This is a genomic window from Terriglobales bacterium (assembly GCA_035651995.1).
In the GTDB taxonomy this organism is placed as follows: Bacteria; Acidobacteriota; Terriglobia; order Terriglobales; family Acidobacteriaceae; genus DASRER01.
The window spans coordinates 44,290-68,760 of sequence record DASRER010000027.1; the positions used below are offsets into that span (position 1 = coordinate 44,290).

Annotated in this window: 20 protein-coding genes, 1 tRNA gene and 1 pseudogene; 11 read left to right on the forward strand and 11 right to left on the reverse strand. The window is 64.4% G+C overall.

The annotated features are described in order from the left end of the window. The first annotated feature begins 358 nt into the window (after nt 1-358). A complete protein-coding gene (locus VFA60_10005; GenBank protein HZQ92114.1) occupies nt 359-1,216 on the forward strand; it encodes a hypothetical protein in 858 nt (285 codons plus the stop codon). A gap of 129 nt (nt 1,217-1,345) precedes the next feature. On the opposite strand, the gene VFA60_10010 is transcribed toward VFA60_10005, so the two are convergent. From VFA60_10010 to VFA60_10025, 4 genes are all read right to left on the reverse strand, one after another. Beyond that, nucleotides 1,346-1,951 carry a hypothetical protein gene (locus VFA60_10010; GenBank protein ID HZQ92115.1) on the reverse strand — a complete coding sequence of 202 codons (606 nt, stop codon included), beginning with the start codon at nt 1,949-1,951 and terminating at the stop codon, nt 1,346-1,348. A 120-nt stretch (nt 1,952-2,071) separates the two neighbouring features. Next, entirely contained in the window at nt 2,072-3,997 is a 1,926-nt protein-coding gene (locus VFA60_10015; protein HZQ92116.1) for a PHP domain-containing protein, read from the reverse strand. A 143-nt stretch (nt 3,998-4,140) separates the two neighbouring features. Continuing rightward, complete coding sequence (locus VFA60_10020) at nt 4,141-4,350, reverse strand: cold shock domain-containing protein (GenBank protein HZQ92117.1); 210 nt, start codon at nt 4,348-4,350, stop codon at nt 4,141-4,143. Between the two features lie 316 nt (nt 4,351-4,666). Beyond that, nucleotides 4,667-5,239: an NUDIX hydrolase gene (locus VFA60_10025; GenBank protein ID HZQ92118.1), complete on the reverse strand. Its 573-nt coding sequence runs from the start codon at nt 5,237-5,239 to the stop codon at nt 4,667-4,669. Between the two features lie 100 nt (nt 5,240-5,339). On the opposite strand from VFA60_10025, the gene VFA60_10030 reads away from it, so the two are divergent. Continuing rightward, nucleotides 5,340-6,200 (forward strand): Rossmann-like and DUF2520 domain-containing protein, encoded by an 861-nt coding sequence (locus tag VFA60_10030; protein ID HZQ92119.1) that lies wholly within the window; start codon nt 5,340-5,342, stop codon nt 6,198-6,200. Between the two features lie 121 nt (nt 6,201-6,321). Here VFA60_10030 and ribA read toward each other — a convergent pair whose 3' ends face one another. Beyond that, nucleotides 6,322-6,927 (reverse strand): GTP cyclohydrolase II, encoded by a 606-nt coding sequence (gene ribA, locus VFA60_10035; GenBank protein ID HZQ92120.1) that lies wholly within the window; start codon nt 6,925-6,927, stop codon nt 6,322-6,324. Nucleotides 6,928-7,033: 106 nt separating this feature from the next. On the opposite strand from ribA, the gene VFA60_10040 reads away from it, so the two are divergent. Together VFA60_10040 and VFA60_10045 are read left to right on the forward strand one after the other, a co-directional pair. After that, nucleotides 7,034-7,109: transfer RNA gene (locus tag VFA60_10040), tRNA-Ala, on the forward strand. Between the two features lie 231 nt (nt 7,110-7,340). Beyond that, nucleotides 7,341-7,919 (forward strand): putative Ig domain-containing protein, encoded by a 579-nt coding sequence (locus VFA60_10045; GenBank protein ID HZQ92121.1) that lies wholly within the window; start codon nt 7,341-7,343, stop codon nt 7,917-7,919. Nucleotides 7,920-8,096: 177 nt separating this feature from the next. On the opposite strand, the gene VFA60_10050 is transcribed toward VFA60_10045, so the two are convergent. Together VFA60_10050 and VFA60_10055 are read right to left on the reverse strand one after the other, a co-directional pair. Further along, entirely contained in the window at nt 8,097-11,084 is a 2,988-nt protein-coding gene (locus tag VFA60_10050) for a prolyl oligopeptidase family serine peptidase (GenBank protein HZQ92122.1), read from the reverse strand. A gap of 260 nt (nt 11,085-11,344) precedes the next feature. Beyond that, a complete protein-coding gene (locus tag VFA60_10055) occupies nt 11,345-11,980 on the reverse strand; it encodes a non-canonical purine NTP pyrophosphatase (GenBank protein HZQ92123.1) in 636 nt (211 codons plus the stop codon). Between the two features lie 145 nt (nt 11,981-12,125). Between VFA60_10055 and VFA60_10060 the strand changes: the two genes are divergently transcribed. After that, nucleotides 12,126-12,746, forward strand: coding sequence for a sulfite oxidase-like oxidoreductase (locus tag VFA60_10060; GenBank protein HZQ92124.1), 621 nt, complete (start codon nt 12,126-12,128; stop codon nt 12,744-12,746). 121 nt (nt 12,747-12,867) lie between these two features. Here the strand turns inward: VFA60_10060 and VFA60_10065 are convergent, their stop codons facing one another. The 4 genes from VFA60_10065 to VFA60_10080 all read right to left on the reverse strand — a co-directional run bounded on the left by VFA60_10065 (nt 12,868) and on the right by VFA60_10080 (nt 17,445). Continuing rightward, nucleotides 12,868-13,488: an SPOR domain-containing protein gene (locus VFA60_10065; GenBank protein HZQ92125.1), complete on the reverse strand. Its 621-nt coding sequence runs from the start codon at nt 13,486-13,488 to the stop codon at nt 12,868-12,870. Nucleotides 13,489-13,638: 150 nt separating this feature from the next. Next, entirely contained in the window at nt 13,639-14,409 is a 771-nt protein-coding gene (locus tag VFA60_10070) for an SPFH domain-containing protein (protein ID HZQ92126.1), read from the reverse strand. 127 nt (nt 14,410-14,536) lie between these two features. Continuing rightward, nucleotides 14,537-15,865: a nodulation protein NfeD gene (locus tag VFA60_10075; GenBank protein HZQ92127.1), complete on the reverse strand. Its 1,329-nt coding sequence runs from the start codon at nt 15,863-15,865 to the stop codon at nt 14,537-14,539. Beyond that, nucleotides 15,862-17,445 (reverse strand): tetratricopeptide repeat protein, encoded by a 1,584-nt coding sequence (locus VFA60_10080; GenBank protein HZQ92128.1) that lies wholly within the window; start codon nt 17,443-17,445, stop codon nt 15,862-15,864. The genes VFA60_10075 and VFA60_10080 overlap by 4 nt, the downstream gene beginning before the upstream one ends. A gap of 175 nt (nt 17,446-17,620) precedes the next feature. On the opposite strand from VFA60_10080, the gene VFA60_10085 reads away from it, so the two are divergent. From VFA60_10085 to VFA60_10110, 6 genes and pseudogenes are all read left to right on the forward strand, one after another. Then, nucleotides 17,621-18,397 carry a TetR/AcrR family transcriptional regulator gene (locus VFA60_10085; GenBank protein HZQ92129.1) on the forward strand — a complete coding sequence of 259 codons (777 nt, stop codon included), beginning with the start codon at nt 17,621-17,623 and terminating at the stop codon, nt 18,395-18,397. Then, entirely contained in the window at nt 18,394-19,674 is a 1,281-nt protein-coding gene (locus tag VFA60_10090; GenBank protein HZQ92130.1) for an efflux RND transporter periplasmic adaptor subunit, read from the forward strand. Before VFA60_10085 ends, VFA60_10090 begins: the two co-directional genes overlap by 4 nt. After that, nucleotides 19,671-22,832, forward strand: a complete 3,162-nt coding sequence (locus VFA60_10095; GenBank protein HZQ92131.1) for an efflux RND transporter permease subunit — start codon at nt 19,671-19,673, stop codon at nt 22,830-22,832. Before VFA60_10090 ends, VFA60_10095 begins: the two co-directional genes overlap by 4 nt. Nucleotides 22,833-22,897: 65 nt before the next feature. Further along, a pseudogene (locus tag VFA60_10100) lies at nt 22,898-23,056 on the forward strand (transposase). A 292-nt stretch (nt 23,057-23,348) separates the two neighbouring features. After that, nucleotides 23,349-23,993 (forward strand): carboxypeptidase-like regulatory domain-containing protein, encoded by a 645-nt coding sequence (locus VFA60_10105; GenBank protein ID HZQ92132.1) that lies wholly within the window; start codon nt 23,349-23,351, stop codon nt 23,991-23,993. Nucleotides 23,994-24,240: 247 nt separating this feature from the next. Continuing rightward, nucleotides 24,241-24,471, forward strand: a 231-nt coding sequence (locus VFA60_10110; protein HZQ92133.1) for a transposase, incomplete at its 3' end; no start/stop codon positions are given.

Genomic DNA, 24,471 nt, shown 5'->3' on the forward strand with positions numbered 1-24,471 from the left:
GGGCCGGTGCTGCCCGGGCGTAAACAGCTGATTTCCTTCGACCACCAGAGCGCGGCAGGTTGCAAGATGCGCGCCGGGGAACGATCTCGTGTCATAACAAAGAGCAATTCAGTGGCCCAAAGCTGCTCGCGAAAGGAAGCGACGCGCGGCCCGCGCTCGCGTGAAATGCCGCGTCAGGCGCGGTCCCGAGCGGTCCGCGGCTTTGTCCAGGTGCTCTGATTATACGAATGGTGCCCAGCGCTGTCTGTGACCCGAAGACCTTAACCCGCTCTCGTTGCCTGGGCCGGCGGCGAAAATTGACACTCTGCCGTTTCTGCTGAACAATGAGCGGCAACTCACAACAGGAAGGCAAAACCAGATGGACCAGGAACCAAACGTGGAATCCGTCTCTTACGAAGAAGAGCCGCGGGCCGAAAGCGGCGGCGCCATGCGCAAGGTGCTGCTGGTGGTGGGGGTGCTCTATGTAGCCGCCTCGCTCTACCTGTTGTTTGAGACGCGCAGCTCGCTGGAGAAAGCCCAGCAACAGCAGGCCGCCACCGAGGCGCAAGTGAAGGCGTTGGCCGACCGTGTCACCGCCACCCGCAGCGAATTGAAGGCCGACTCGCAGGCGCTGGCCGAGCAGATCGGCATGACGCAGAAAGACCTCGCCAGCCGCGCCGCCGCCCTCCAGCGGCAGCAGCGCGAGGCCGAGAGCCGCCTCTCAGCCGAGACCAAGCAGCAGTTGAGCAGCGTGACCGGTGAAGTGGCCGGCGTGAAAACGGACGTCGGCAATGTGAAGACCGACGTCGCTGCGACCAAGGCCGACCTGGAGTCGGCGAAGGCGAAGCTGGAGCGCGCCATCGGCGACCTCGGCATTCAGAGCGGCCTGATTGCCCACACGCGCGACGAGCTGGAAATCTTGAAGCATCGGGGCGACAGGAATTACTACGAGTTCAACCTGGCAAAGAACAGCAAGTCGGCCACGCCGGTCGGGACCATCAGCCTGCAGTTGAAGAAGACCGACCCAAAGAAGGGCAGGTACACCTTGAACGTGCTGGCCGACGATCGCACCATTGAGAAGAAGGACCGCAACCTGAACGAGCCGATCCAGTTTTATTCAGGACGCGACCGCCAGCTCTACGAGATCGTGGTCTTCACCATCGACAAGGACAAGGTCGCCGGCTACCTGAGCACGCCGAAGGGTTCGCCAACGCCGATTGAGACGGGAAGGAATTAACGTCGGACCGCTGAGGCGCGGAGAAACCGACGGCACAAGGCAAGGAGCGCTTCACAGCGCGGTTTTGCCTGTGCCTTTTACTTTTTCCTTTGCCTTCTCGCTCCGCGCCTCCGGGTCTGCGCGGTGCGGTCATTTTTTCTCGGCAAAGCTGATCGCCCGCTCATCATACGGCTCCACGCTGACCGTCAGTGACTGGCGGGCATCGAAGTCCTGCTTACTCACGGGAAATGCAACGATCATCGTGCCGGTCACCGCTTTTCCCGGTTGGACCTGCGTTTCCGGCTTCAGCGCCTCGCCGGCGTGGGCGCGCAGGTCGGGGAAACCCTGGAAGTAGCGCTCATAGTCGACGGCGCTGGCCGGCTCGTCGGTTGATTCCTTGCCGCCAGCCTTGAGTGTCGCTTTCAGGTTCTTCACGTACAGCAGCTTCTTCGAATCGTTGCGTACCGTCACCTGGATGGCGGCGAGGACGTTTGCCTTGTCGGCGGTTTCCACCGCGAAGACCTGGTCCACCGTGCCGGAAGCTACCGGCTGGTAGCGGGTGAACCAGCTCACGACGGCCACCAGGATGAGGAAAATGCCGATGCCCACCGCCACGATCCGCAACGGCGGCAGCGTCCACCTGGCGCGGTCCATTTCCTCGGTCATGGGAATGTGGCCGAAGTCGGGAGGCGGCGCCTCCTGCCTGGGTGGCTGCTTCGTCGCCGGGGTTCGATTCTGCTTGGCCGGTTCTGCCATGTCGTCCTCCGATGTGCCTGAATAGATGCTCGTTACGCAGCCCGTGCTGGCAGCCCGTTCCCGCGTTAGCGCCGCAAAGAACACGGCGCGGAACACGGGGCGCCGCGCCTTGTTCGCCGCCTACCAGTGGTGCTTCATGGCGCGGGCGAAATCAGCGGCCGAGCGCGTGTTCAGCACGTCGGCCGGCGTGAGCCACGCGCGCCGTGCCTGCAGGATGCCGTAGCTGATTTTCTCCATGTGCGAGGTATGGTGGGAGTCCGTGTTGATCACGATTTTCACGCCGCGCTCCCGCGCCAGCCGCAGGTGCCGGTCGCACAAGTCGAGCCGGTCGGGATACGCGTTCTGCTCCATCGCGACCTTGTGCTGCGCCGCCGCCTTCAGCACCGCCTCGAGGTCATAGGCATAGCCGTCGCGCCGCAGCAGAATGCGTCCGGTCGGATGCCCGATGATGCTCACGTTCTTGTTGCTGATTGCGCGCAGCAGGCGGTCGGTCATCTGCTGCGGGTCTTGTTGAAACATGGAGTGCACGCTGGCAATGACCACGTCCATCTGCTCGAGCACGGAATCGGACAGGTCGAGGGCGCCGTCGGCAAGAATGTCTACCTCGATCCCGGCGAAGACGGTAATGCCGCTGACCTTCTTCGCCGCCTCGCGGATGCGCTGGATGTGCTGCTCGGCACGCTTGTCGTCGAGGCCATTCGCGAAAGCCAGGTTCTTCGAATGATCGGTGATGGCGATGTATTTGTAACCGCGCTCACGGGCCGCCTCAGCCATTTCTTCGATCGTGTTGCGGCCGTCGGTCTCGACGGTGTGCATGTGCACGTCGCCCTGGATGTCGCCCCGCGTGACCAGATGCGGCAGGCGATGCTCGGCAGCAGCTTCGATCTCGCCGGTGGCCTCGCGCAGCTCGGGCGCAATGTAGTCGAGTCCCAGCTTGGCGTAGATCTCTTCTTCGGTGCGGCCGGCGGCGCGCTGGGCGGGATTGCCGCGAGGCAGTTTCCGCCTGGACTCGCCGTTGTCGCCGTCGTTTTCCTTGACTGCGGCGTCTTTCGGGGCTCCGGGCGGCAGCTTGTCGAGTCCGTACTCGCTGAGCGTGTAGCCCATCTTGAGCGCGCGCTGGCGCAGCGCCACGTTGTGCTGCTTGGAGCCGGTGAAATACTGGAGCGCCGCGCCGAACGATTCGGGCGGAAGCAGGCGCACGTCAACCTGCATGCCGCCACGCAAGCGGAAGCTGACTTTGTTTTCGCCGCGCAGCAGTACGTCGAGAATGCCCGGCATGGCGAGGATGCGGTCAATCACCGCCTCGCGCTGCGCGACGTTCGAGGCGAGCGGGCCGGTGACAAGCACGTCGAGGTCGCCCACGGTCTCCCGGCCGCGGCGCAGTGAGCCGGCGGGCGTGACCTTCTCCACCCCCGGCATGCCTGCGATTTGCGCGATTAGCCTTTGGGCGGTGCGGTCGGCCTCGTCGAGCAGGTAGCGCCCGGCGATGCGCCGGTAATCCTGGATCGCCTTCAGGATCTTCTGCTCTTGTTTCTCGCCCATGCGCGGCAGCTCGCGCAGCTTGCCCTCGCGGGCGAGCTTTTCCACGCCCTCGATGTCGCAGATCTTGTGCGCGCTCCAGAGCATGGCAATCGTCTTCGGGCCGAGGCCGGAAATTTTCAGCAGCTCGAGCATGCTGGGCCGGTACTTGTCCAGCAGGGAAGCGTGCAGGCTCGATTTTCCGTCACGAAAGATTTCCTGCAGATGGCCGCACATGCCCTTGCCGATCCCGGGAATCTCCAGCAGCTTCTTGGGATCGCTGATCAGATCGGAGATGGGCTGCGGCAGCGCCTCGATGGCCTCGGCCGCCCGCCGGTAGCTGCGAATGCGGAACGAGTCGTCGCCGTTGATCTCCATCAGGTCGGCGGTTTCGTGGAAGATGCTGGCCACCGCCTTGTTGTCGAGCGGGCGGGCAGGCATGGCCGGCGGCGCAGCTGGCTCTGCAACAGCAGCGTTCGCGGCTTTGACGGTAGCGGCCTTCTTCTTCGGCATGCGCGTGGTGGCCAACAGCACATTTTAACTGCCACGGCAAACGAGCCCGTCCGTCCGTCAATCAACCACAGCGCGGCAACTGTTCGACTGACAGACTGAACGACTGGGAAAACAAAACCCAGCCGAGCGGCTGGGTTGGGAGGTGAAATTGGGAACGGTCAGGAAACCTTGGTGACCTGGTCGGCCTGCGGGCCCTTTTGGCCCTGAACGATCTCAAACTCAACATCATCGCCTTCTTGCAGGCTCTTGTAACCCTCACTGCTGATTGCGCTGTAGTGGACGAAAACATCGGGCCCGTCGTCTCTCCCGATGAATCCGAAGCCTTTGGCGTTATTGAACCACTTCACTTTTCCCCGCATACGAGCCACGTGCTCTTTCCTCCGAACTTGCCGGGCTGCCGCGCGTGCGACAACCGCGGCCGGGACTGCCTCAAGCGGGCCGGGCCAGAGGGTTAGCACTCACCGAGCTGATGCTGCCTACCGGGAAGGCCTGTTTGCTGCTGAGCAACTATTGTTGAACGCATCGCGCAGTGTTGTCAACATGGTTAACTACTTGAACACGGCTCTGGACGGGCATTTCCGAGGAAATCAACATGCCAGCGACGGACGAGTCCGGGAGGTCAGGGAAAGGCGAACGGCAGAAGGCAGACGGCAAAAGCGCCCGGCAGTGTTTCCCTTTGCCTTTTTACTTTTTCCTTTTGCCTTGCTTTGCCGCCAGCCAGAGGACGGCCGCGATCGTCTTGGCATCCTGGATGCGGTGTGCCATGACCAAGCGGACAGCATGGCGCAGCGGAAAGAAGCGCTTGGAGATGAATTCGTCCTCCTCTGGCGACGCCTTTCCACGGCGCAGCCCGGTGGCCATGTAAACGGCCATGGTCTCGTCGAGGAACCCCGGACTCACCCAGAAGCGCAGGGCAAGCTGCCAGTGCGCGGCGGTGTAGCCGGTTTCTTCCAGCAACTCGCGGCGGGCGCCGGCGAGCTCGCCCTCACCCGGATCGATGCGCCCGGCCGGCAGCTCCCATAGGCGTGCCTGGGCTGCGTAGCGATACTGGCGCGCGAGAAGAATGCGCGGCTCGCGGCCAGTGTCGTCCACCGGCATGATGACCACCGAGCCCGGATGCCGGATGATGTCGCGCCGCACCACAACGCCGCCCGGTTCGAGGACGCGGTCGGAGACGACGTAGAAGATTGGGCCGCGAAAGACAGTGGTGGACTTGAGCACGCGAACAGGGCGGGAGCGGGTTGGCTTCTCGGGCATTGAGTTCACAGTTTACAGTCCACGGTCCACGGCAAACCGTCGTTCGAGACGAGGACTCGGACTGTGAACTGTAGACTGTGAACTGTAAACTCCGGGAACCGTGAAGTTGGAAGCTAAACCAACGATCGCCATCATCGGCCCCGGCGCCCTGGGCAGCACAATGGCCGTGGCGCTGCGCGGCGCGGGATATCGTGTGCCGGAGATCGTGACGCGCTCGGCGCCGACGAACAGCGCCCGCCAGTTGGGCCGGCGCGTCGGCGCGAGCGCCGTGCCGCTCGCCGATGCCGCGCTCGACGCAGAGATCATCTGGTTGGCAGTGCCCGACGATGCCATCGCGGCGTTGGCGCGCAGGTTGGCGCGCCGCGCGGGATGGAACGGGAAGATCGTTTTGCACTCCAGCGGCGCGCTCTCCAGCGAGCTGCTGTCGCCCCTCCGGCGTCGCGGCGCCGCCGTAGGCACGGTGCATCCCATGATGACCTTCGTACGCGGCGCGCGGCTGTCGGCAGCCATCATGCGCGGCGTCTGGCTCGGCGTGGAGGGCGATCCCGCCGCCGTCCGGCTGGCGAAGAACATCGCGCGTGACCTGGGCGGCCAGGTCCTTACCATCGGCAAACGGGACAAGGCGCTCTACCACGCCATCGGATCGTTCAGCTCGCCCATGATCGTGGCGACGCTCACTATTGCCGAGCGGCTGGCACGGGCATCGGGAATTTCGCCGCGCGCGGCGCGCGGCCTGATTGTGCCCATCCTGCGCCGCACGGTAGAGAACTACGAAAAGCACGGAGCAGCGGCTGCGTTCAGCGGACCCCTGATGCGCGGTGACGTGACCACGATCGCGGCGCACGTCAAGGCGCTGCGGCGCGTGCCCGGCGCGCTGGAGGCGTATCGGGCGCTGGTGCGGGCCGCGATGCGCGAGTTGCCGGTGAGGAAGCGCGGAAGGATCGGGAGACTGCTTGGGTGATTCCGCACTCAGCAATTGGCGCTTGGCGCTTGGCCCCCTGACGGATGCGATCGGCGGTCAACGCTGAAGGGCCGAGTGCCAACGGCCAAACGCTAAGTGCTGAGCGCGAAGCGCGAGAACCTCACTTCCCGAACAAGTGCCCCATCTTCTCCTTCTTTGTCTTCAAATAGTTCTCCACGTGCGAGTGGGGCTCGACTTCGCAGGGTACGCGCTCGGTCACGCGGATGCCGGCGCGCTCCAGCGCCGCAACCTTTTCGGGATTGTTCGAGATGAGCCGCACCTCGCGCACGCCCAGCGCCTGCAGCACCGCACCTGGGAGTTGGTATTCGCGGTGGTCGGCGGCAAAGCCGAGCTCCTGGTTGGCTTCCACCGTGTCGAGGCCGCGGTCCTGCAGTTCGTACGCCTGGAGCTTGGCCATCAGTCCGATGCCGCGTCCCTCCTGCTGCTCGTAGACGAGTACGCCTGAGCCGTGGGCTGCGATCATGGCGAGCGCCATCTCCAGTTGCTGGCGGCAATCGCAGCGCAGCGAGCCGAAGACGTCGCCGGTGAGGCACTGCGAATGAATGCGCACGAGCGCGGGCGACGACGTAACGTCGCCCATGACCAGCGCGACGGCCGTTTCCGGCGTCCCTTTGGCGTCGGGAGCGCCCTCAAAGCCGGACAGGCGGAAGCGTCCCCAGCGCGTGGGGAAGTCGGCTTCGGCGACTTTGCGGGCCGTCGCGTTCATTGTGGTGGCTGGCTTCGACGCCATTCTCATGATTATAGCCGCGCGAGTGCGGTTCCCAATTTCGCGCTGCCGCTGCTAAAATCAATTCGTCCCAGATCAGCGCAGTGGGGCTATAGCTCAGCTGGGAGAGCGCATCGTTCGCAACGATGAGGTCGTCGGTTCGATCCCGACTAGCTCCACCAATCCTTACCGTGATCGGCCGGGTGCTACGAGTTCCCTGGCAAGAAGCGCCCGGGTTTTCGCCTGCGGCCTCCCGCTTCACTCACGCCCGCCGAACGGCTCAAGTTCGGTCCCGACCAGCTCCGCCAGATTTCCTCCCAACCCTGGTTCTCGCCGCGGTGTTCTTCATCACCTCGTTGGCAAACGCGCAAACTGCGTCCTCCGGTCCGGCTCCGTCGATTGTTCCTGACACGTTGCCTCCGCCCTTGGTGGGCAAGCTGGTGATGTTTCAACTCCGCGCCCCCGGGCTGGCGACGCCGCTGCAGTGGCGCATTGTTACGGGACAGCTCCCGGCAGGACTGCAACTGGATCGAGATGGATATCTCCACGGCATACCGGCGGCGACCGGAGACTACGCATTCACGGTTGAGGCGATGAGTGTGAGCTCAAGGGCCGCCGCTCGCCGGGACTATCGCGTTCGCGTAAATCGCCCGCTCGCGGTGCGCTGGACGCGGCCGCCTGCCGTGAATGGACGCGAGATAGGAGGCGAGATCGTGGTGGCGAACTTCAGTGAGTACGACATGGACTTGACCGTAATCATTGTCAGCGTGAACCAGATTGGGCGCGCTACTACGCTCGGGTACCAGCACTTCAACTTCGCTCGGGCGGCATCGGCCGAGCGCCCGACCGAGCAGGTGATTCCGTTCAGCGGCTCGCCGGGAGGCGGCGTGTATGTGGTCCACGCCGACGCAGTGGGCGAGGTGCGAGGCGTCAGGGCGATTTACCGGGACCGGATCGAGTCGCCGAAGCTGAGCATCACCGTCGTGCCCTGAGCGCCGCGCGCTCAGGGCCGCTGAAGCAAGAAACGAACTGAAGGGCCATGCTGAGCGAAGGCCGGCGCAAGCGCAGTCGAAGCATCCCTGCTTCCACCACGGACCGTGGTCAGGCAGGGATCGTTCGACCCGCGCTCTGCGCTCGCTCAGGATGACGTCAAAGCGAAGCGGCCCCCCTCAGTACGCTCCCGTTGCCTCGTGCAGCCGCAGCTTTTCCTGGTCGCGATCCAGGTACGGGATTCCCTTTTCCATCCAATCGGGTTTCGGCGCGCCCTTCAAGTAATAGTCGAAGAACTGCTGGAGGCGAACCGTGTAGTCCTTCTGGTTGGGACGGCGGCGCAGCCCGTGCGGCTCGCCGTTGTAGGTGAACATGTAAACCTCTTTGCCCAGGCGGCGCAGGGCGAGGTAGTACTCAATGCCCTGGTACCACGGCACGGCGTCGTCGGAGTCGTTGTGCAGCATCAGGATGGGGGTGCGCACGCGGTCGGCCCAGAAGACCGGCGAGTTCTCCACGAACAGCATGGGCCGCTCCCACAGCGTGCCGCCGATGCGGCTCTGCGAGTGCTCGTACTGGAACTGCCGGGGCAGGCCCGGGCCCCAGCGGATGCCGTCGTAGGCGCTGGTCATGTTCGAGACGGGCGCGCCCGCGGCCACGGCGCGAAAGCGGTTGGTCTGCGTGATCATGTACGCGATCTGGTATCCGCCCCAACTGTGGCCCTGGATGCCGATGGCTTTTTCGTCCACGAAGCCGCGCGCCACGACCGCATCGATGGCCGGCAGCACGCACTTGAGCGCGCTCTGCCCCGGCTGTCCGATGGTGTAGACGATGTCGGGCATCAGCACCAGGTAGCCGTTGCTCACGAAGAACGTGGTGTTGATGCGGTGCGTGGGCCGCGGCGTGATGAAGTCGTGGAAGTTTTGCGAGAGCTTTTCGTAGATGTACACCAGCAGCGGATACTTCTTGCCGGGATCGAAGTTCTCCGGCTTGAACAGAATCCCGCTCAGCAGCACGCCGTCGGCGTTGCGGTAGTGGATGAGTTCTTCCGAGCCCCACGTGAACTGCGCCTTTTCCGGATTGGCGTTCGTCACTGTTTCAAGTTTTGAAAAAGCCGGATCCGTGATCTTGACGTCGGGGAACTGCGTGAAGCTGGCTTCGGTGACCATCACGACGTCGGCGTTCTTCGCCTGCGTAGGCGCGCCGTAGGCGTGCGCCGTCATGATGAGCTGCTTGGGCGGGTCGGTCGCGTCCAGCGTGGTGCGGAAGAAGCCCTGGTCGCGCGAGTCTTTGTTCACGGCCTTCAGCGTGAGGGGCTTCGAACCGTCAACCCAGCGCGAATCCGGATCGCGGGGATCGTTGTTCAGCCGCACCCAGCGGAACTCGGTGTGCGTCTTGCGGCCCGCACCCAGCGTGATGTTTTTCGCCGATGAGCCGTCGGGCGCAACGCGCCAGACGTCGAACTCGTCGTAGAGCAGCACCCACTTGCCGTCGCGCGTCCAGTTGGCACGCGCGTAGGGCGGCGGCAGCTCGGGCGTGTCGTTGTCCTCACGCCAGAAGTTCACGCCCAGGTTGGCGGTGAGCGTTGTGAGCTTGCCGTCGGGCACAGCGGCGGTGATCCAGTCCTTGCCGTTGTAGTAGAGCGTGTACTTGCCGCTCGGCGACCAGGCGACCTGGCCGATGTGTTTCCTGGCAAGCAGCTTGCGCTCGCCGGTGAGCGTGTTGACCAGGTACGAGTCTACGTAGCGGGTGTCGTACTCGATCATGCGGCGATACTCGCGGTCGTCGCCGCCGATGCCCCACAGTCCGTCGTCGCTGGGCGTCAGCTCGGGCATGGTGCGGTCGGCGAGCTGCACCATCTTCTTTTCTGCGAAGTGATAGACGCAGCGGAACGTGCGCGTGCGCTCCACTTCGGCGCGGACCTTCTGCATCGGCTGGATGTAGTCGTCCTTGTAATGCCACAGGTCAACCGAGACCTTGTCGTCGTCGGGCAGGTCAACCGGCTTTTCTTCCGCGGCGGCGGGAGCGCATCCGAAGAAAACGTGCTTGCCGTCGCGGCTGAAGCTGATGGCGCCGCGGTCGCTGATGACGCATTTGTCGCGAAAACCGGGATCGGCCGAGGAAACCAGTTCGACCGGCGCGGCGGCGGCGCGCTGCCAGCCGTAGAGCTTGAGCCTGGGCGAGCGCGACGCGGCGTCGTCTTTGTCGGAAAGGAAGGCGATCTGCGTCTGGTCTTCGTCCCAGGTGACGCGCCGATACTTGCCTTTGCCCGCGAGCAGCGGGCGCGGGGCGCCGCCACTGCGTGTCTCTACGATGTAAACGCCGTTGGTCTCCGGCGACTTGCGCGACGACACCGCATAGACCAGCAGCGCGCCGTCCTTCGAAAGGCTGTACTCGAGCACGTCGGCCAGCGTGCGCTCCCCGCCATTGCTCAGGTCGCGCAGGACAAGTTCGGAGCCGAACTCGGGACGATCGCCGCGTCCACGGGGCGCGCCGCCGGCCGGCTCGGAACCGGGCCCCGGACCTGCGCCGGGGACGGCAGTGCCGGCGCCGGCTTCAGGCGCGCCTTCTTCACTGCGTCCCTCGGTCGCGCCGCGGCCGGCGGGCGCCTCATCCGGCTCGCGCAAGTACGCGAGCACGGCGCCGGACTTCTCGGGCGTGGCAAAACTTTTCACCCGATCCACGCGCACCGCTTCGCCCGTCGCCAGGTTCACGATCACCATGCCGCCCTTGGGCATCTGGTCCGGGCGCTTGCGGGCCTTCTTCGCGGCGGCGACGTCGGCATGCTTCGCAAACGTGGACACAGCCACGTAGCTTCCGTCGGGCGCGAAGGCGATGGAGATATTGCGAGCCTGCGGTTGTCCCGCCTCGGGCCCGAGCTCAGCCTGATTCACCGGCGGCGGCTCAGGACGCTCGCCTGCCGGCTGCCGCCACTCGGCCTTCGTTAGCAGGTTGCGGACGACGATCTCGCCGTCGCCCTCCTGTGGGAACAGGCCGTAGACGAGGAACTTGCCGTCGGCTGAAAGGGTGGGCGTAACGATGTCGCGCCAGGCGTCGAAGTCACGATGCGTAAGCGGGCGCTTGGCCTGCGCGAGCGCAAAAGAGGAGACCAGGACAAGCACGGCCAGGACAGCAGCCGCGCGAAACCACCGGGCAGATGAAGTGTTCATGGCGCGTGGAGTTTATTGCAGGTACTTGGTAGCGGTAAAGATTTAGGTTCCGTTGGAGGAAAGCAAAGCTAACCACAAGGGACACGAAGGAAGCACAAAGGCCACGAAGGAGACTCGAAGCCCAAAACTTGTCATCCCGAGCCAGCGAAGGACCTGCATTGACGGCTTGCCAAACCAACGCTGTTCAGGTGAACCCGGACGGCCACGCCACTCATGCCCGTGCGGACGCGGGCGGCTTCGCCCGCAAGACGGCGCCATCACTAATGTTGGGGCAGGGCCGTCCGGCACCACTCCAGCAACTTCCTGAACGCGGCCCCACGGTGGCTGTAGCGCGCCTTCTCTTCGGCGGAGAGTTCGGCGAAGGTCTTGCCGATCGCCGGTAAGAAGAACAACGGGTCGTAGCCGAAGCCGCCCGAGCCGCGCGGCGCGCGCAGGATCACGCCCGCCGCTTCGCCTCGAAACGTCGCCAGCGTCCTGCCGTCGCGGGCGGCGGCGAGCACGCAGACAAAGCGCGCCGTGCGCCGCTCGTCAGCCACGTCATCGAGATCGCGCAGCAGGCGCGCGTTGTTGTCGGCGTCATGGGTGTTGCCGGCCGACGAGAGGTCCACGACGCCGGCGGCGTAGTCGGCGTAGCGCGCCGAGTGCACGCCGGGTTTGCCGCCGAGCGGGTCTGCCTCCAGGCCGGAGTCGTCGGCGACGACAATCTCGCCCGGCGCAAACCGGCTGTAGTGCTCAGCCTTCTTGCGCGCGTTGCCTTCAAACGCGGGCGCGTCTTCGATGATGCCGGGCAGGGCAGCGAAGCCGGGCAGCGCGAGAACTTCCACGCACGGTCCCGTGGCGGCCCCGGCGAAATCGCGCAGCTTGCCGGGATTCGAGGTGGCGATGAGAAGGCGCATGCAAGTATGAAGTACGATTCGCGATTTACGAAGGACGCACCCGAACAGCTCGCGACGAAGCCACTTCACAAATCGTACTTCGTAAATCGTACTTCTCGCGCGAAACTATTTCCCGGACCGCGAATCCAATCCCGCGGAGCAATCCATGTTTAGCGGCGTATTCAGCGGAAACGAACGCAGGCAACTGGAAGCCAAGATGAAGGCCGCGGGCCGGCTGCCGCCCAACCAGGCGCTGACGCTCAAGTGGCCCGTTCTGCACTACGGTTCGGTGCCCCACTTCGATCCGGCGCGATGGGACCTGAAGTTGTTCGGCGCAGTGGAATCGCCGCTGCGTTTCACCTGGGACGAGTTCAACCGCCTGCCGCGCGTTCGCGTGACCAGCGACTTCCATTGCGTTACGCGCTGGAGCCGCTTCGACAATCATTGGGAAGGCGTGGCGTTTCGCGAGTTGCTCAAGCGGATGAAGCCGAAGCCGGGCGCGAAATACGTCCTCATCCACGGCGAGCAGGGATACACCGCCAACGTCCCGCTGGCCGATCTCGACCGCGACAACGTGCTGCTTGCCACGCACCACGACGGCTCTCCGCTCACCGCCGAGCACGGTGGCCCGCTGCGGCTGATCGTGCCGCATCTGTACGCGTGGAAGTCGGTGAAATGGCTGCGCGGCTTCGAATTCCAGGAGCAGGAGCACGCCGGATTCTGGGAGCGCAACGGTTACCACATCTACGGCGACCCGTTTAAGGAGCAGAGGTTCGATACGGACTGAAAACCGGCCACGAGCGCTCAGCAATTGGTATTTGGCCCCTGTGCCTCCCGGTGGAAACTGGACGGCCAATGCCAACTGCTAAATGCCAAGTGCCGGGGACGATGAACGTCGCCGAACGGACCTACTTCACAATCGCGTTATACCCATCGCCCGCCAGCCGGTCTTTCATCGCGGCGGCGTCTTTGCGATCGGGGAACGGGCCCACTTGCACGTGGAAGAGCCTGTCGTTGGAATCGGGAACGGTGAAGACGGGATAGTTCTTCTTGCGCAGGGCGGCGGCCAGCGCGTCCGCATCGTCGCGCTTGGTCACGGCGGCAATCTGCACAACGAATCCTGAAACCGGCGTCGCCGACGAAGCGGCCGGGCGCGGCGTCTCGCGCTCGGCTGGTTTCGGCGGACTCACAGCAGAAGCAGCGGCTGAAGCGGCTTCCGCCGGTTTCTCCGGCGCGTTCCGGTAGAAGGCGAGCTCGTCGGAGGTGGAAGGCTTCTCGCACGGCGCCGTGGCGCACTCGCTGGACGGTTCAGCAGCCGAGCGCGTGGCCGCGGGCTTGCCGCCAGCCACCACCGCCGGCGCAGGCGCGCTCGCGGGCGCGACGGCGGCTTCGGCCACGCCGTGCGGTGAGCTGCGGCCCAGAGTGAATCCCAGGCCGAAGAAGACGGCGCACACTACGACGAGTCCAAAGAAGAGGACGAGCAGGCGGCCCGTCCCCAGCATGATTTCCGTGTCCTGTGCTTCACGCATGAAGGCTCCAGAGTCGCTATCGGCTATCGGCCCGCAGCTCTCGCGACACGAGCGCAAGCTCGCCCTGCGGTGCGGCCGCCACTCGGGACCCAGTCATGCGGGTCTCCGAATTCAAGCCGGAAGCCGACAGCGCCATTATGTGCCGGAACCTCAGCCTTGCGAATGGCCTACCTGTTGACCAATCAGCTTCTGGATGCCGCTCAGGATATCGATCGGCAGGGGGAAGACGATGGTGGTGTTTTTCTCCACCCCGATCTCGGTCAGTGTTTGCAGGTAGCGCAGTTGGATGGACGTGGGTTGCGTGGCCAGCAGTTGCGCGGCCTCGACCAGGCGCTGCGCCGCGGCGTACTCGCCTTCCGCGTGGATGATCTTGGCGCGCTTCTCGCGCTCGGCTTCGGCCTGCTTGGCCATGGCGCGCAGCATGCTCTCGGGCATGTCGACCTGCTTCACTTCCACGGTGGTGACCTTCACGCCCCAGGGATCGGTGTGCTGGTCGAGGATGCTTTGCAGGCGGAGGTTGATCTTGTCGCGGTGCGCGAGCAACTCGTCGAGCTCCACTTCGCCGAGCACGGAGCGCAGCGTGGTCTGCGCGAATTGCGACGTCTGGTAGCGGTAGTTGTCCACCGTGACCACGGCGCGCACGGGATCGCTGACCTTGAGGAAGATGACCGCGTTCACCTTCAGGGTAACGTTGTCGCGCGTGATGATGTCCTGCGGCGGGACTTCGAACGCCTCCTGCTGCAGCGACACGCGGCGGATGCGGTCCACCGGCTTGAATACGAAGATGATGCCCGGACCCTTCGGCCGGCCGAGCACGCGTCCGAAGCGCAGGATCACGCCGCGCTCCCACTCGTTCAGGATCTTGATGCAGCTCAGCAGGTAGACAACGACGATAGTGACGATGATCGCGGTAGACGGCACGGGCAGCCTCCTGTTGCGGTGAGCGCGGGAATTCTAACCGCTGCCGGCCACTGGCTGCTAGCTGCCGGGCGAACAACGAAGCCACCAAGCCGGATTGAAGCCAGAAGCAAGCAGCCAGTGCCAGGAGCTAGTTCTTGGCCGGTTCCACGTGCAACAGCAGCCCCTCGACCTCACGCACGCGCACCGGCTCGCCTACGCCGATGGCGACCGGCGAGACGGCGTTCCACAACTCGCCCTGGATGAAGACTTTTCCTTCTGGACTGAGCGGCGAGCGCGCCACGCCTACTGCGCCGACCAGGCCTTCGATGCCGGTCATGCTTTTCTTGCGCCTCGCCTGCACAACCAGCGCCATCAGGAACATGGTGATCGCGCCCAGCGGAACGCTGACCGCCAGCGCGGTGGAGAGGTGCACGCGCATCGCGGGAATAGGCCCGTCAACCAGCAATAGGCCGCCGAGCGTGAGCGCCACAATGCCGCCGAGTCCCAGCACGCCGTGCGCGCTGTACTTGGCCTCGAGCGCGAAAAACGTGAACCCGAGCAGGATGAGCGCCACCGCCGCATAGTTGGTGGGCAGAATGTTCAGTGCGAACACCGCCAGCAGGATGAAGATGAAGCCGACCACGCCAGGCACGACGGCGCCGGGATGATTGAACTCGGCGTAGAGCGCCAGCATGCCCACGGCCAGCAGCACGAAGGCGACGTTTGGATCCATGATGAAGCTGAGGATGCGCTGCTTCAGCGAGTAGGGAACTTCGTGCACCGGTTTGCCGGCGAGGTGGAGAGTCACCTTGTTGCCGTCGAAGCGCGTTACCGTGCGCCCATCGAGCTGGCGGAAAAGGTCCTCGCGGTCGCGCGCGACCACGTCGATCAGGTGCTGCTGCATTGCTTCCTGGTCAGTGAAGGATTTCGACTGCCGCACGGCGCTCTCGGCGGCCTGGCTGTTGCGCCCGCGCTTGCTGGTGTAGGAGCGCATGAAGGCGGCGGCATCATTCTCCATTTTCTCCTTCATCACGGGATCGAGCTTGTCCCCGCCGCCGATGGTCACCGGGTGCGCCGCTCCGGTGTTGGTGCCGGGCGCCATCGCGGCGACGTCGGCTGCCTCGAGGATGAAGAAGCCGGCGCTGGCGGCGCGCGCCCCCGTCGGCGCCACGTAAACAACCACCGGCGCCGGCGAGGAGAGAACCTTGCTCACGATGGAACGCGTGGAGTCCACCAGTCCGCCGGGCGTGGAAAGTTCGATGAGCACGGCGTCGGCGTGATTGTTGCGGGCGTAATCGATGGCGCGGCCGATCACCTCGTCGCTGATGGGATGGATCATGTCGTCAATCGTCACCTTGACGACTTGCGCCGCCGCCGGCGCGCACAGCAGCAGCGCCCACACGAGGACGCAGGCGTGGAGACCTGGCTTGCTGCGTCTCCCCCGCGGTTCCCGGCGATGGACCAACCCAGCGTTCATGGCTGTGGCGTGGCCGCGGATGCGGCGCCCTGGCGCGCGGCGACGGCGCGCTGCAAAGTGAGCGCAGCCGCGTTGGCCGGCTCCAGTTCGAGCGCGCGCGCCACGTTCGCGGCGGCTTCGTCTGTCCTATTGTCGCGCAAATCGAGGCGGGCGAGGATGAGATACGCTTCCGCCGAAGGCTGCAGCCGCACCGCCGCCAGAGCTTCGCTGCGCGAGCGCGCCGCGTCCGACTTTTCCAGGGCCGCCGCCCAGCCCAGGTGCGCCGCGGCGTTGGCCGGGTTGAGCATCACTGCCTCGCGGAACTGCTGCTCGGCCTCGAGCAGGAATCCGTCGGCCAGGAACTGGCGCCCGCGCTCCACGTGGAAGGCGGCGTGGGTCGCCGGATCGGTTCGTGCCATGCGGGCTTCGGCGGCGTTCTGCATCTCGAGCGCCATCTGCCGGAAGGAAACCTCGTCGTAGTTGCGCTTGATGCGCTCCAGCGGCACGCGCGAGCCGGCCGCGGCCGGTTCCGGGCCGCGGATCGAGCTGAGCGAATCCAAAAAAGCCTTGGCCTCGCTGTCTCCCGGACGCCGCGCCAGCGCCTCGCGCAGTTGCCGCGACGCTCCGGCCGTATCGCCGTTGCGGAACAGCGCGACCGCGAGGTTGAAGCGATAGTCCGGGTCGTTCGGATCGGCCTGAACAGCCTTCTGGAAGTAGTCGAGCGCCGCGGCGTGTTTGCCGCGTCGCGAGGTCACCACGCCCAGGTTATTGCAGACTTCGGTGAGCGGCAGCCGCGCGGCAACGGTGGTGAATGCAGCTTCGGCCTTGTCGAACGCGCCCAGGTAGTAGTCGGCCAGGCCCTCGAAGAATGCCGCTTCGCCGGCCTGAGGAGCCGTGCGCGGCGTCTTCGCCAGCCAGAGCGCGGCGTTCTCGTAATCGCGGCCGGCGAAGTACGCCTTCCCGAGCTGGAGAATGGCCGCCGTGTAGCCCGCATTGAGCCGCACCGCTTCGCGCAGATAGCGCAGCTTCTGCGCGCGTTCGGTGGCGGTCACGCCGCGGACGTAGTTCTCCAACGCGTCCAGCCGGATGGGCGCTGCCGCCGCCACAAACGAATTCTTGGCGGCGAGCGTTTCCGGTTCGAGGACACGGAGCACGTTCCACGCCAGGGCGCTCTGCACTTCCAGAATGTTGAGCAGCGGGCCAGTCTCGGTCGCCGGCGGAAAAAGCCGCATGCCCTTGATGGCGAGCACCTGGGCTGTGGCGGAGAACGTCTGGCCGTCGTAGTTGAAGCTGCCCAGCACGGCGTAGTCGGCGTCCATTTCCTCGGCGATGCGGTACATGGTGGCGCGCGACAGGCGCAGGCCGGCCGGCACGCCCAGCCGGTCGAAGGCGTAAAGGCGCTCCTCGCGTCCCATGACGAACAGGGAAGGCGAGCGCAGCCGCTGCCCAATCACTTCCGGGAAGGCCTCGCTGATCCACTCCAGTCCCGGCGCGTGCGACTGGTTCTCGAACGGCATGACCACAATGGTCTGCGCCGTGGGCGCGTGGAACTGGGCCGGGGCCGCTGCCGCGAGCACCGGCAGCAGGAATGCACAGAACAACCGGGAGCGCCTCAAGATAAAACGATTATAAGGGGCCGCGGAAAGCCGGCGGGAGCACCCGGCGGAAGCCGGCCTGCGCCGCTCGTCCCCTACCCCGGAACTTTTACCGGCTGTTCAACAACTCTGGTTGACTTGGGGTGTTTGAAACGATACAAAGTAAGTGGACACTTACAACTTGGCCACCCTCGTCACATCCCGTATGCCGGGACGAGCGCCGGCGCGCACCGCTTCACGCCTGAACTCCCGCTTGGGTCCGGAAGACCGGCGCGAGCAGATCCTCGACTCCGCCATCCCCTTGTTCGCGCGCCACGGTTTCAACGGGACCACCACGCGCCGCATCGCGGAAAAGGCCGGCGTCAACGAAGCCATCATCTTCCGTCATTTCCCAACCAAGCAGGACCTCTACTGGGCCATCATCGAGCGCAAGTGCCGCACCGCGGGCCGGCGACAGATGATCCAGGAAAAACTTTGCAGCGGCGCCAGCGAGACGGAAATCTTTACCGCCATCGCGCGCGCCATGCTGGAGCGCACCCGCAAAGACCAGGACGTGACCCGCCTGCTGCTGTTCAGCTCGCTCGAACGGCACGAGCTGAGCGAACGCTTCTTTCGCACCTACGTCTCGGAGGTCTACTACGCGCTGGGTGAGTACATCCAGGAGCGCATCGAAGCGGGCGCCTTCCGACCGGTGGACCCGGTGCTGGGGGCGCGCATGTTTCTGGGCATGGTCGTCTACCACAACTGGGTGCAGGAACTGTTTGGCGGCGGCAAGCTGCGCCGGTACGACGCTGACCTCGTCGCGCGCACCGTAGCCGAGACGTGGCTGCGCGGAGTGCAGGTCCGCGAGGCGGGAGCGCAAAACGGCAGCGCGCCAGGGGATCCACGCAGCCGGCGAGCCGTGGCTCGTGTGAACGGCGCCGCCCACAGATCGCAGACACGAAACGGGGACCGATGAAGCACATCACGCTACAGAACGCGGCGCGCCGTCCGGCGGCATGGCTGCCGCCCATCACGGCAATCTTGCTGTTGCTGGCCGGCTGCTCGGAGAAGAAGGCGGCGGGCCCGGCCGCTCCGCAGACGGTGCCGGTGTCGGTGGCCACGGCCACGGTAAGGAACGTGCCACTTGAGTTGTCGTCCATTGGCAACGTGCAGGCGTTTACCTCGGTGATGATCAAGTCGCAGGTGAACGGCATCGTCACCGCGGTGCACTTCACCCAGGGGCAGGACGTGAAGCAGGGCGACCTGCTGTTCACGCTCGACCGCCGTCCGTTCGAAGCTGACCTGGCGCGCGCGCAAGCGCAGCTCGCCAAGGACCAGGCCGACCTGGCCAATGCCCGCGCGCAGGCTGCGCGCTTCACCGCTCTGCTGAAAGAAGGCGTGGTCTCGGCGCAGCAGGCCGAGCAGATGACCACCAACGCCGCCGCGCTCGAAGCCGCCGTAAACGCCGACAAGGCCCAGGTCGAGTACTCACGCGTCCAGCTCCAGTACACGCAGATTTACGCGCCCATCAGCGGACGCACCGGCGACGTGCTGGTGCATCCCGGCAATGTCGTCAAGGCCAATGATGTTCCCGTGCTGGTGAGCATCAACCAGGTCACGCCGATATACGCCGAGTTCAGCATTCCCGAGCAGAACCTGGCCGACGTGAAGAAGTACATGGCGCTGGGCAAGCTCGCTGTTCGCGCGATGGTGGCCGATGGCGGCGCTCCGGTCGAAGGCACGCTCACCTTCGTGGACAACGCAGTTGATCCGCAGACCGGCACCATCAAGCTGAAGGGCACCTTCGCGAACACCGAGCGGCGCCTGTGGCCCGGCCAGTTCGTGAACCTGGTGCTGACCCTGGCGGTTGAACCGAACGCGCTGGTAGTTCCGTCTTCGGCGATCCAGAACGGCCAGAACGGCCCGTTCCTGTACGTCGTCAGGCAGGACAACACGGTACAGCGCCGCGACGTGATGGTAGAGCGCACCATCAACGACCAGACGGTCGTCCGCAGCGGCCTGCAGGCCGGCGAGACGGTGGTCACCGACGGACAGCTGCGTCTCCAGCCCGACGCCAGGGTTGACATCAAGAGCGCGGTGAACGCGCCGCCGGCGGGCAGCGAAACGCCCAAGGCGGCGCAGGGAAGCGGAGCCGGAGCAGGCGCGGCGCGAGGCGCCACGTCTACACCGGCAGAGGCCAGCGCCAGCAGCGACACCGCTGCGCAGCGCGGCAGGCAGGCCAGCGGACAATGAGCATCGCTGAACTTTTCATTCGACGGCCGGTCATGACCACCCTGGTCATGATCGCCATTCTGCTGTTCGGCATCGTTGCCTACCGCCAGTTGCCGGTCAGCGACCTGCCCAACGTCGACTTCCCCACCATCCAGGTGAACGCCAACCTGCCCGGCGCCAGCCCGGAGACGATGGCTTCGGCGGTCGCCATGCCGCTGGAGAAGCAGTTCTCCACCATCCCCGGCCTGGACTCGATGACCTCCACCAGCCAACTGGGGAACACGCAGATCACGCTGCAGTTCACCCTCGACCGCAACATCGACGCGGCCGCGCAGGACGTGCAGGCCATGATCGCCAAGGCGGCGCGCGACCTGCCGCCCGACATGCCCACCCCGCCTTCGTACCAGAAGGTGAATCCCGCCGATCAGCCGGTGCTGTACCTGAACGTCGCCTCCGACACGATGCGCCTCTCCGACGTGGATGAGTACGCCGAGACGCTGATCGCGCAGCGCATCTCCATGGTGCCCGGCGTGGCGCAGGTCAACGTCTTCGGCGCCGCCAAGTACGCGGTGCGCGCTCAGCTCGATCCGCGCAAGATGGCCAGCGCGCAGATCGGCATCAACGAAGTCGTCAACGCGATCCAGAACGGCAACGTCAACCTGCCCACCGGAATTCTCTGGGGACACAACCAGGCCTACACCGTGCAGGCCACCGGCCAGATCAACACCGCCGAGGCCTACCGCCCGCTCATCGTCGCCTACCGCAACGGCGCGCCGGTCAGGCTGGAGCAGATCGGCCATGTCTTCGACAGCGTGGAGAACGACAAGTCGGCAAGCTGGTCGGGCGACCAGCGCACCATCATCCTGCCCATCCAGAAGCAGCCCGGCACCAACACCATTGAAGTCGTTGACAACATCAAGAAGCTCTTCCCCACGTTCCAGGCGCAGCTCCCGCCAACCGTAAAACTGGGGATCCGCAGCGATCGCTCAGTGGCCATCCGCGAGTCGGTGCGCGATGTGAAGTTCACCCTCATGCTCACCATCGCGCTGGTGATCATGGTGATCTTCCTCTTCCTGCGGAACCTCTCGGCCACCGTGATTCCCAGCCTGGCGCTGCCCATGTCGATCGTGGGCACGTTCGCGGCGATGTACCTGCTCGGCTACAGCGTGGACAACCTGTCGCTGATGGCGCTCACCCTCTCCGTCGGGTTCGTGGTCGACGACGCCATCGTGATGCTGGAAAACATCGTCCGCCACATGGAGATGGGCGAGCCGCCCTTCCAGGCGGCGCTGCGCGGCTCGCGCGAGATCGGCTTCACCATTCTCTCCATGACGCTGTCGCTGGCCGCCGTTTTCATCCCGGTAGTGTTCATGGGCGGAATCCTCGGCCGTCTGCTGCACGAGTTCGCCGTCACCATCGGCGTCGCGATCCTGGTTTCCGGGTTCGTTTCCCTCACCCTCACCCCCATGGCGTGCAGCCGCTTCCTGCGTCCGCCCCACGACCAGAAGCACGGCGCCATTTACAACCTGGTGGAGAAGGCATTCGATTCCACCCTTCACCTCTACGACCGCACGCTCAAAGTCGCTATGGCGCATCGCCGCACGGTGATGGTGGTCTCGTTGATCGTGCTGGTGGCCACCGTTTACATGGGCTTCAACATGCCCACCGGCTTCCTGCCCAGCGAAGACACCGGGCAGATCGTGTGCTTCACCGAAGCGGCGCAGGGAATTTCGTTCGACGACATGGTGGCCCATCAGAAGGCGCTGGCCAACATCGTGAAAACTGACCCGGAGCTGAAGGCCTGGGTGCAGGACTACTTCTCCAGCGTGCCCCGCGGCTCGGCCAACCAGGGCATGCTCTTCCTCCGCCTGATTGACGACCGCAGCAAGCGCCCGCACGTCGACCAGGTCATCCAGAAGCTGCGCACTAAGCTCTCAGTGGTGCCCGGCATTCAGGTCTTCCCGCAGAACCCGCCGCCCATCCGCATTGGCGGCCAGCTCACCAAGAGCCAGTACCAGCTCACCCTGCAGAGTCCCGATACGGACGAGCTCTACCGCTACGCGCCCATCATGCTGGAGAAGATGCGCAAGCTGCCGGGCCTGCTCGATGTGACCAGCGACCTGCAGCTCAAGAACCCGCAGGTGAACGTCAAGATTGACCGCGACAAGGCTTCCGCCGTGGGCCTCACGCCGCAGCAAATCGAGGAGTCGCTCTACAGCGCCTACGGCTCGCGCCAGATTTCGACCATCTACGCGCCCAACAACGCGTACAAGGTCGTGGTGGAGGTCGAGCCGCAGTTCCAGCGTGATCCGAACGCGCTGGGGCTGCTCTACATCCGCTCCAACAGCGGACAACTGATTCCGCTCAGCTCGGTGGCGAAAATCGAGCGCAACATGGGCCCGCTCACCGTGAACCACATGGGCCAGTCGCCCTCGGTCACGCTGTCCTTCAACCTGCGGCCGGATTTCCCGCTGGGCACCGCCGTGGAGGAGATCTACAGGACGGCGCGCGAGACGCTGCCCTCGACCATCGCCACCAACTTCCAGGGCGCGGCGCAGGCCTTCCAGTCGTCCATGGTTGGACTGGGCGTGCTGCTGGTGATGTCGATCCTGGTGATCTACATCATTCTCGGGATTCTGTATGAGAGCTTCATCCACCCGATCACCATTCTCTCCGGCCTGCCCTCGGCCGGCTTCGGCGCGCTGCTCACGCTCTACCTGTTCTCACGCCCGTGGATGCCCTCGTTTCTCCGCAGCACCAACGAGCTCAACCTGTACGCGTTCGTTGGCATCATCATGCTGATCGGCATCGTGAAGAAGAACGCCATCATGATGATCGACTTCGCGCTCGACGCGCAGCGCAACAACGGCCAGAAGCCGGAGGAGGCCATCTACTACGGCTGCCTGGTGCGCTTCCGTCCCATCATGATGACCACCATGGCGGCACTCATGGGCACGCTGCCCATCGCGCTGGGCTGGGGCGCCGGGTCGGAATCACGCCGCCCGCTCGGCTTGGCGGTCGTCGGTGGGCTGGTCTTCTCGCAGCTCATCACCCTTTACCTGACGCCGGTGTTCTACATTTATATGGAGCACTTCCAGCAGTTTATGGCGCGGACCTTCAAGAAAGGGAAGAAGGCGCCCGAGGAGACGCTCGAGCCGGCGCTGGCGAGCCACGACTGACCGGAAGTATTCGGTGACGATGTAACGTCCGTCACTGGACAGGCGACAGACGTTTCGAGCGTCTGACCTTCAACGGCAAGTTCCGTGACGAGTGCTTGAACGAGAGCTGGTTCACTTCGCTCGCCGACGCGCGGCGAACCATCACGGCTTGGCAGCGGTATTACAACCAGGAGCGCTCACACTCGGCGCTCGGCTATCGCACCCCGGAGGAGTTTGCAGCAGCGAGCAAAAGCTTCGACAGAGCTGGAGTGGGGCAAGGGACCTCAAACACCGGCCCCTCCCCACACCCCCCATCCCCGCTACGCTGCGGGGCGAACAAAACCCGGAGAAAGTCTCATTATCCCTGGACTAAAAACGGGGGGCAGGTCACACGGGTACGGCGGAAGCCTGGGCGGCACGAGTTTTTTTGATACGGATATTCAGAAAGCCTTGGGTATAACGGTAGACGAAAAGAACACGAAGAATATTTCTGACTTCATCAAGAAACACTGCGCAAAGTAGGCATAGGGACTACCGATGCGAATGACCCACCGAATCTGGGCAGCGATTCTTGGACTTCTTGCCATTTCGCCCCATGCCTATTCCAGCCCTGCGTCGCTTGGATCGATTGAGGGCAAAGTGACTGACCTCTTCGGCCGGTCGATTTCGTCAGCCAAGGTCGAGGTTATGTGGCCGCAGCTCCCTGGTATCAACCGGTTATCGACAGTGAGTGACAAGAACGGGGCGTATAAGCTTCTCAGCGTTCGCCAAGGGGATATTACGATCAGCGTGATTTCCCCTGGTTTTCACGAAGAGCAGCGATCCTTTTATCTGTCACCAGGCGAGAAGAGAATTCTCAATGTAGGTCTTCGTGTCGGGGAGCTGACCGATTTCCCGTCCTTGAAAGTAACGGGCGCAGTGCATTCGACGAACGGAGTCGCGATGCGGAATGCGGATGTCACAATCATGAATTGCTTCAATGAGCAGCTAGGAAAACAAGTCAAGACTGATCATGAGGGCAAATACCAAGTGGAACTGTCTCGCGCTGGCCAGTACCTCGTGTATGCATCGGCTCCCGGGTTTTCGGTCGCCGTGACAACTCTCGTATTACGAGGTGTGCCTAACGAGTCTCACGAGATCAATCTATCGCTCTCGCCTATGCGCGAGCCGTCCAACCCTTGACAAGAAATTCGGCGTCCATGCAGTTTGCGATGCGATGAGCCTCCAGCGGGCGGTGCCCGACCCTTTGCGATTCGCCGCTGCGGAGTGACCTGCTCCCCTTGACCTGCCCCCTTACTCCGCACACTCCTGAATACGAACGTTGATGTTAACTCCATCCTCGTGGTGAGCGGGTGACCTGCCCCCCTAAATCCGCACATCTCTGAGTATGATTTCACACTTTGCAGAAGCGGAGAGCGAGGGGAGGAGCATGTCTCGGAGCCGGCATACGGAAGCGGAGATGATCGCAGCACTGAAGCAGATGGACGCAGGGCGGCGGGCGGAGGATGTGGCGCGGGAAGTGGGCGTGAGCAAGCACACGCTGTACTCCTGGAAGGCGAAGTACGGCGGGATGGACGCGACGCAGGCGCAGGAGGCCAAGCAGTTGCGCGACGAGAACAACCGGCTGCGCAAGCTGGTGGCGGACCTGTCGCTGGACAAG

Bases quoted from the DNA above. Each gene is read 5' to 3' on its own strand.
- VFA60_10005 (HZQ92114.1), top strand. From the start codon at position 359: ATGGACCAGGAACCAAACGTGGAATCCGTCTCTTACGAAGAAGAGCCG.
- VFA60_10010 (HZQ92115.1), bottom strand. From the start codon at position 1,951: ATGGCAGAACCGGCCAAGCAGAATCGAACCCCGGCGACGAAGCAGCCA.
- VFA60_10025 (HZQ92118.1), bottom strand. From the start codon at position 5,239: ATGCCCGAGAAGCCAACCCGCTCCCGCCCTGTTCGCGTGCTCAAGTCC.
- ribA (HZQ92120.1), bottom strand. From the start codon at position 6,927: ATGAACGCGACGGCCCGCAAAGTCGCCGAAGCCGACTTCCCCACGCGC.
- VFA60_10050 (HZQ92122.1), bottom strand. From the start codon at position 11,084: ATGAACACTTCATCTGCCCGGTGGTTTCGCGCGGCTGCTGTCCTGGCC.
- VFA60_10055 (HZQ92123.1), bottom strand. From the start codon at position 11,980: ATGCGCCTTCTCATCGCCACCTCGAATCCCGGCAAGCTGCGCGATTTC.
- VFA60_10060 (HZQ92124.1), top strand. From the start codon at position 12,126: ATGTTTAGCGGCGTATTCAGCGGAAACGAACGCAGGCAACTGGAAGCC.
- VFA60_10065 (HZQ92125.1), bottom strand. From the start codon at position 13,488: ATGCGTGAAGCACAGGACACGGAAATCATGCTGGGGACGGGCCGCCTG.
- VFA60_10075 (HZQ92127.1), bottom strand. From the start codon at position 15,865: ATGAACGCTGGGTTGGTCCATCGCCGGGAACCGCGGGGGAGACGCAGC.
- VFA60_10090 (HZQ92130.1), top strand. From the start codon at position 18,394: ATGAAGCACATCACGCTACAGAACGCGGCGCGCCGTCCGGCGGCATGG.
- VFA60_10095 (HZQ92131.1), top strand. From the start codon at position 19,671: ATGAGCATCGCTGAACTTTTCATTCGACGGCCGGTCATGACCACCCTG.
- VFA60_10105 (HZQ92132.1), top strand. From the start codon at position 23,349: ATGCGAATGACCCACCGAATCTGGGCAGCGATTCTTGGACTTCTTGCC.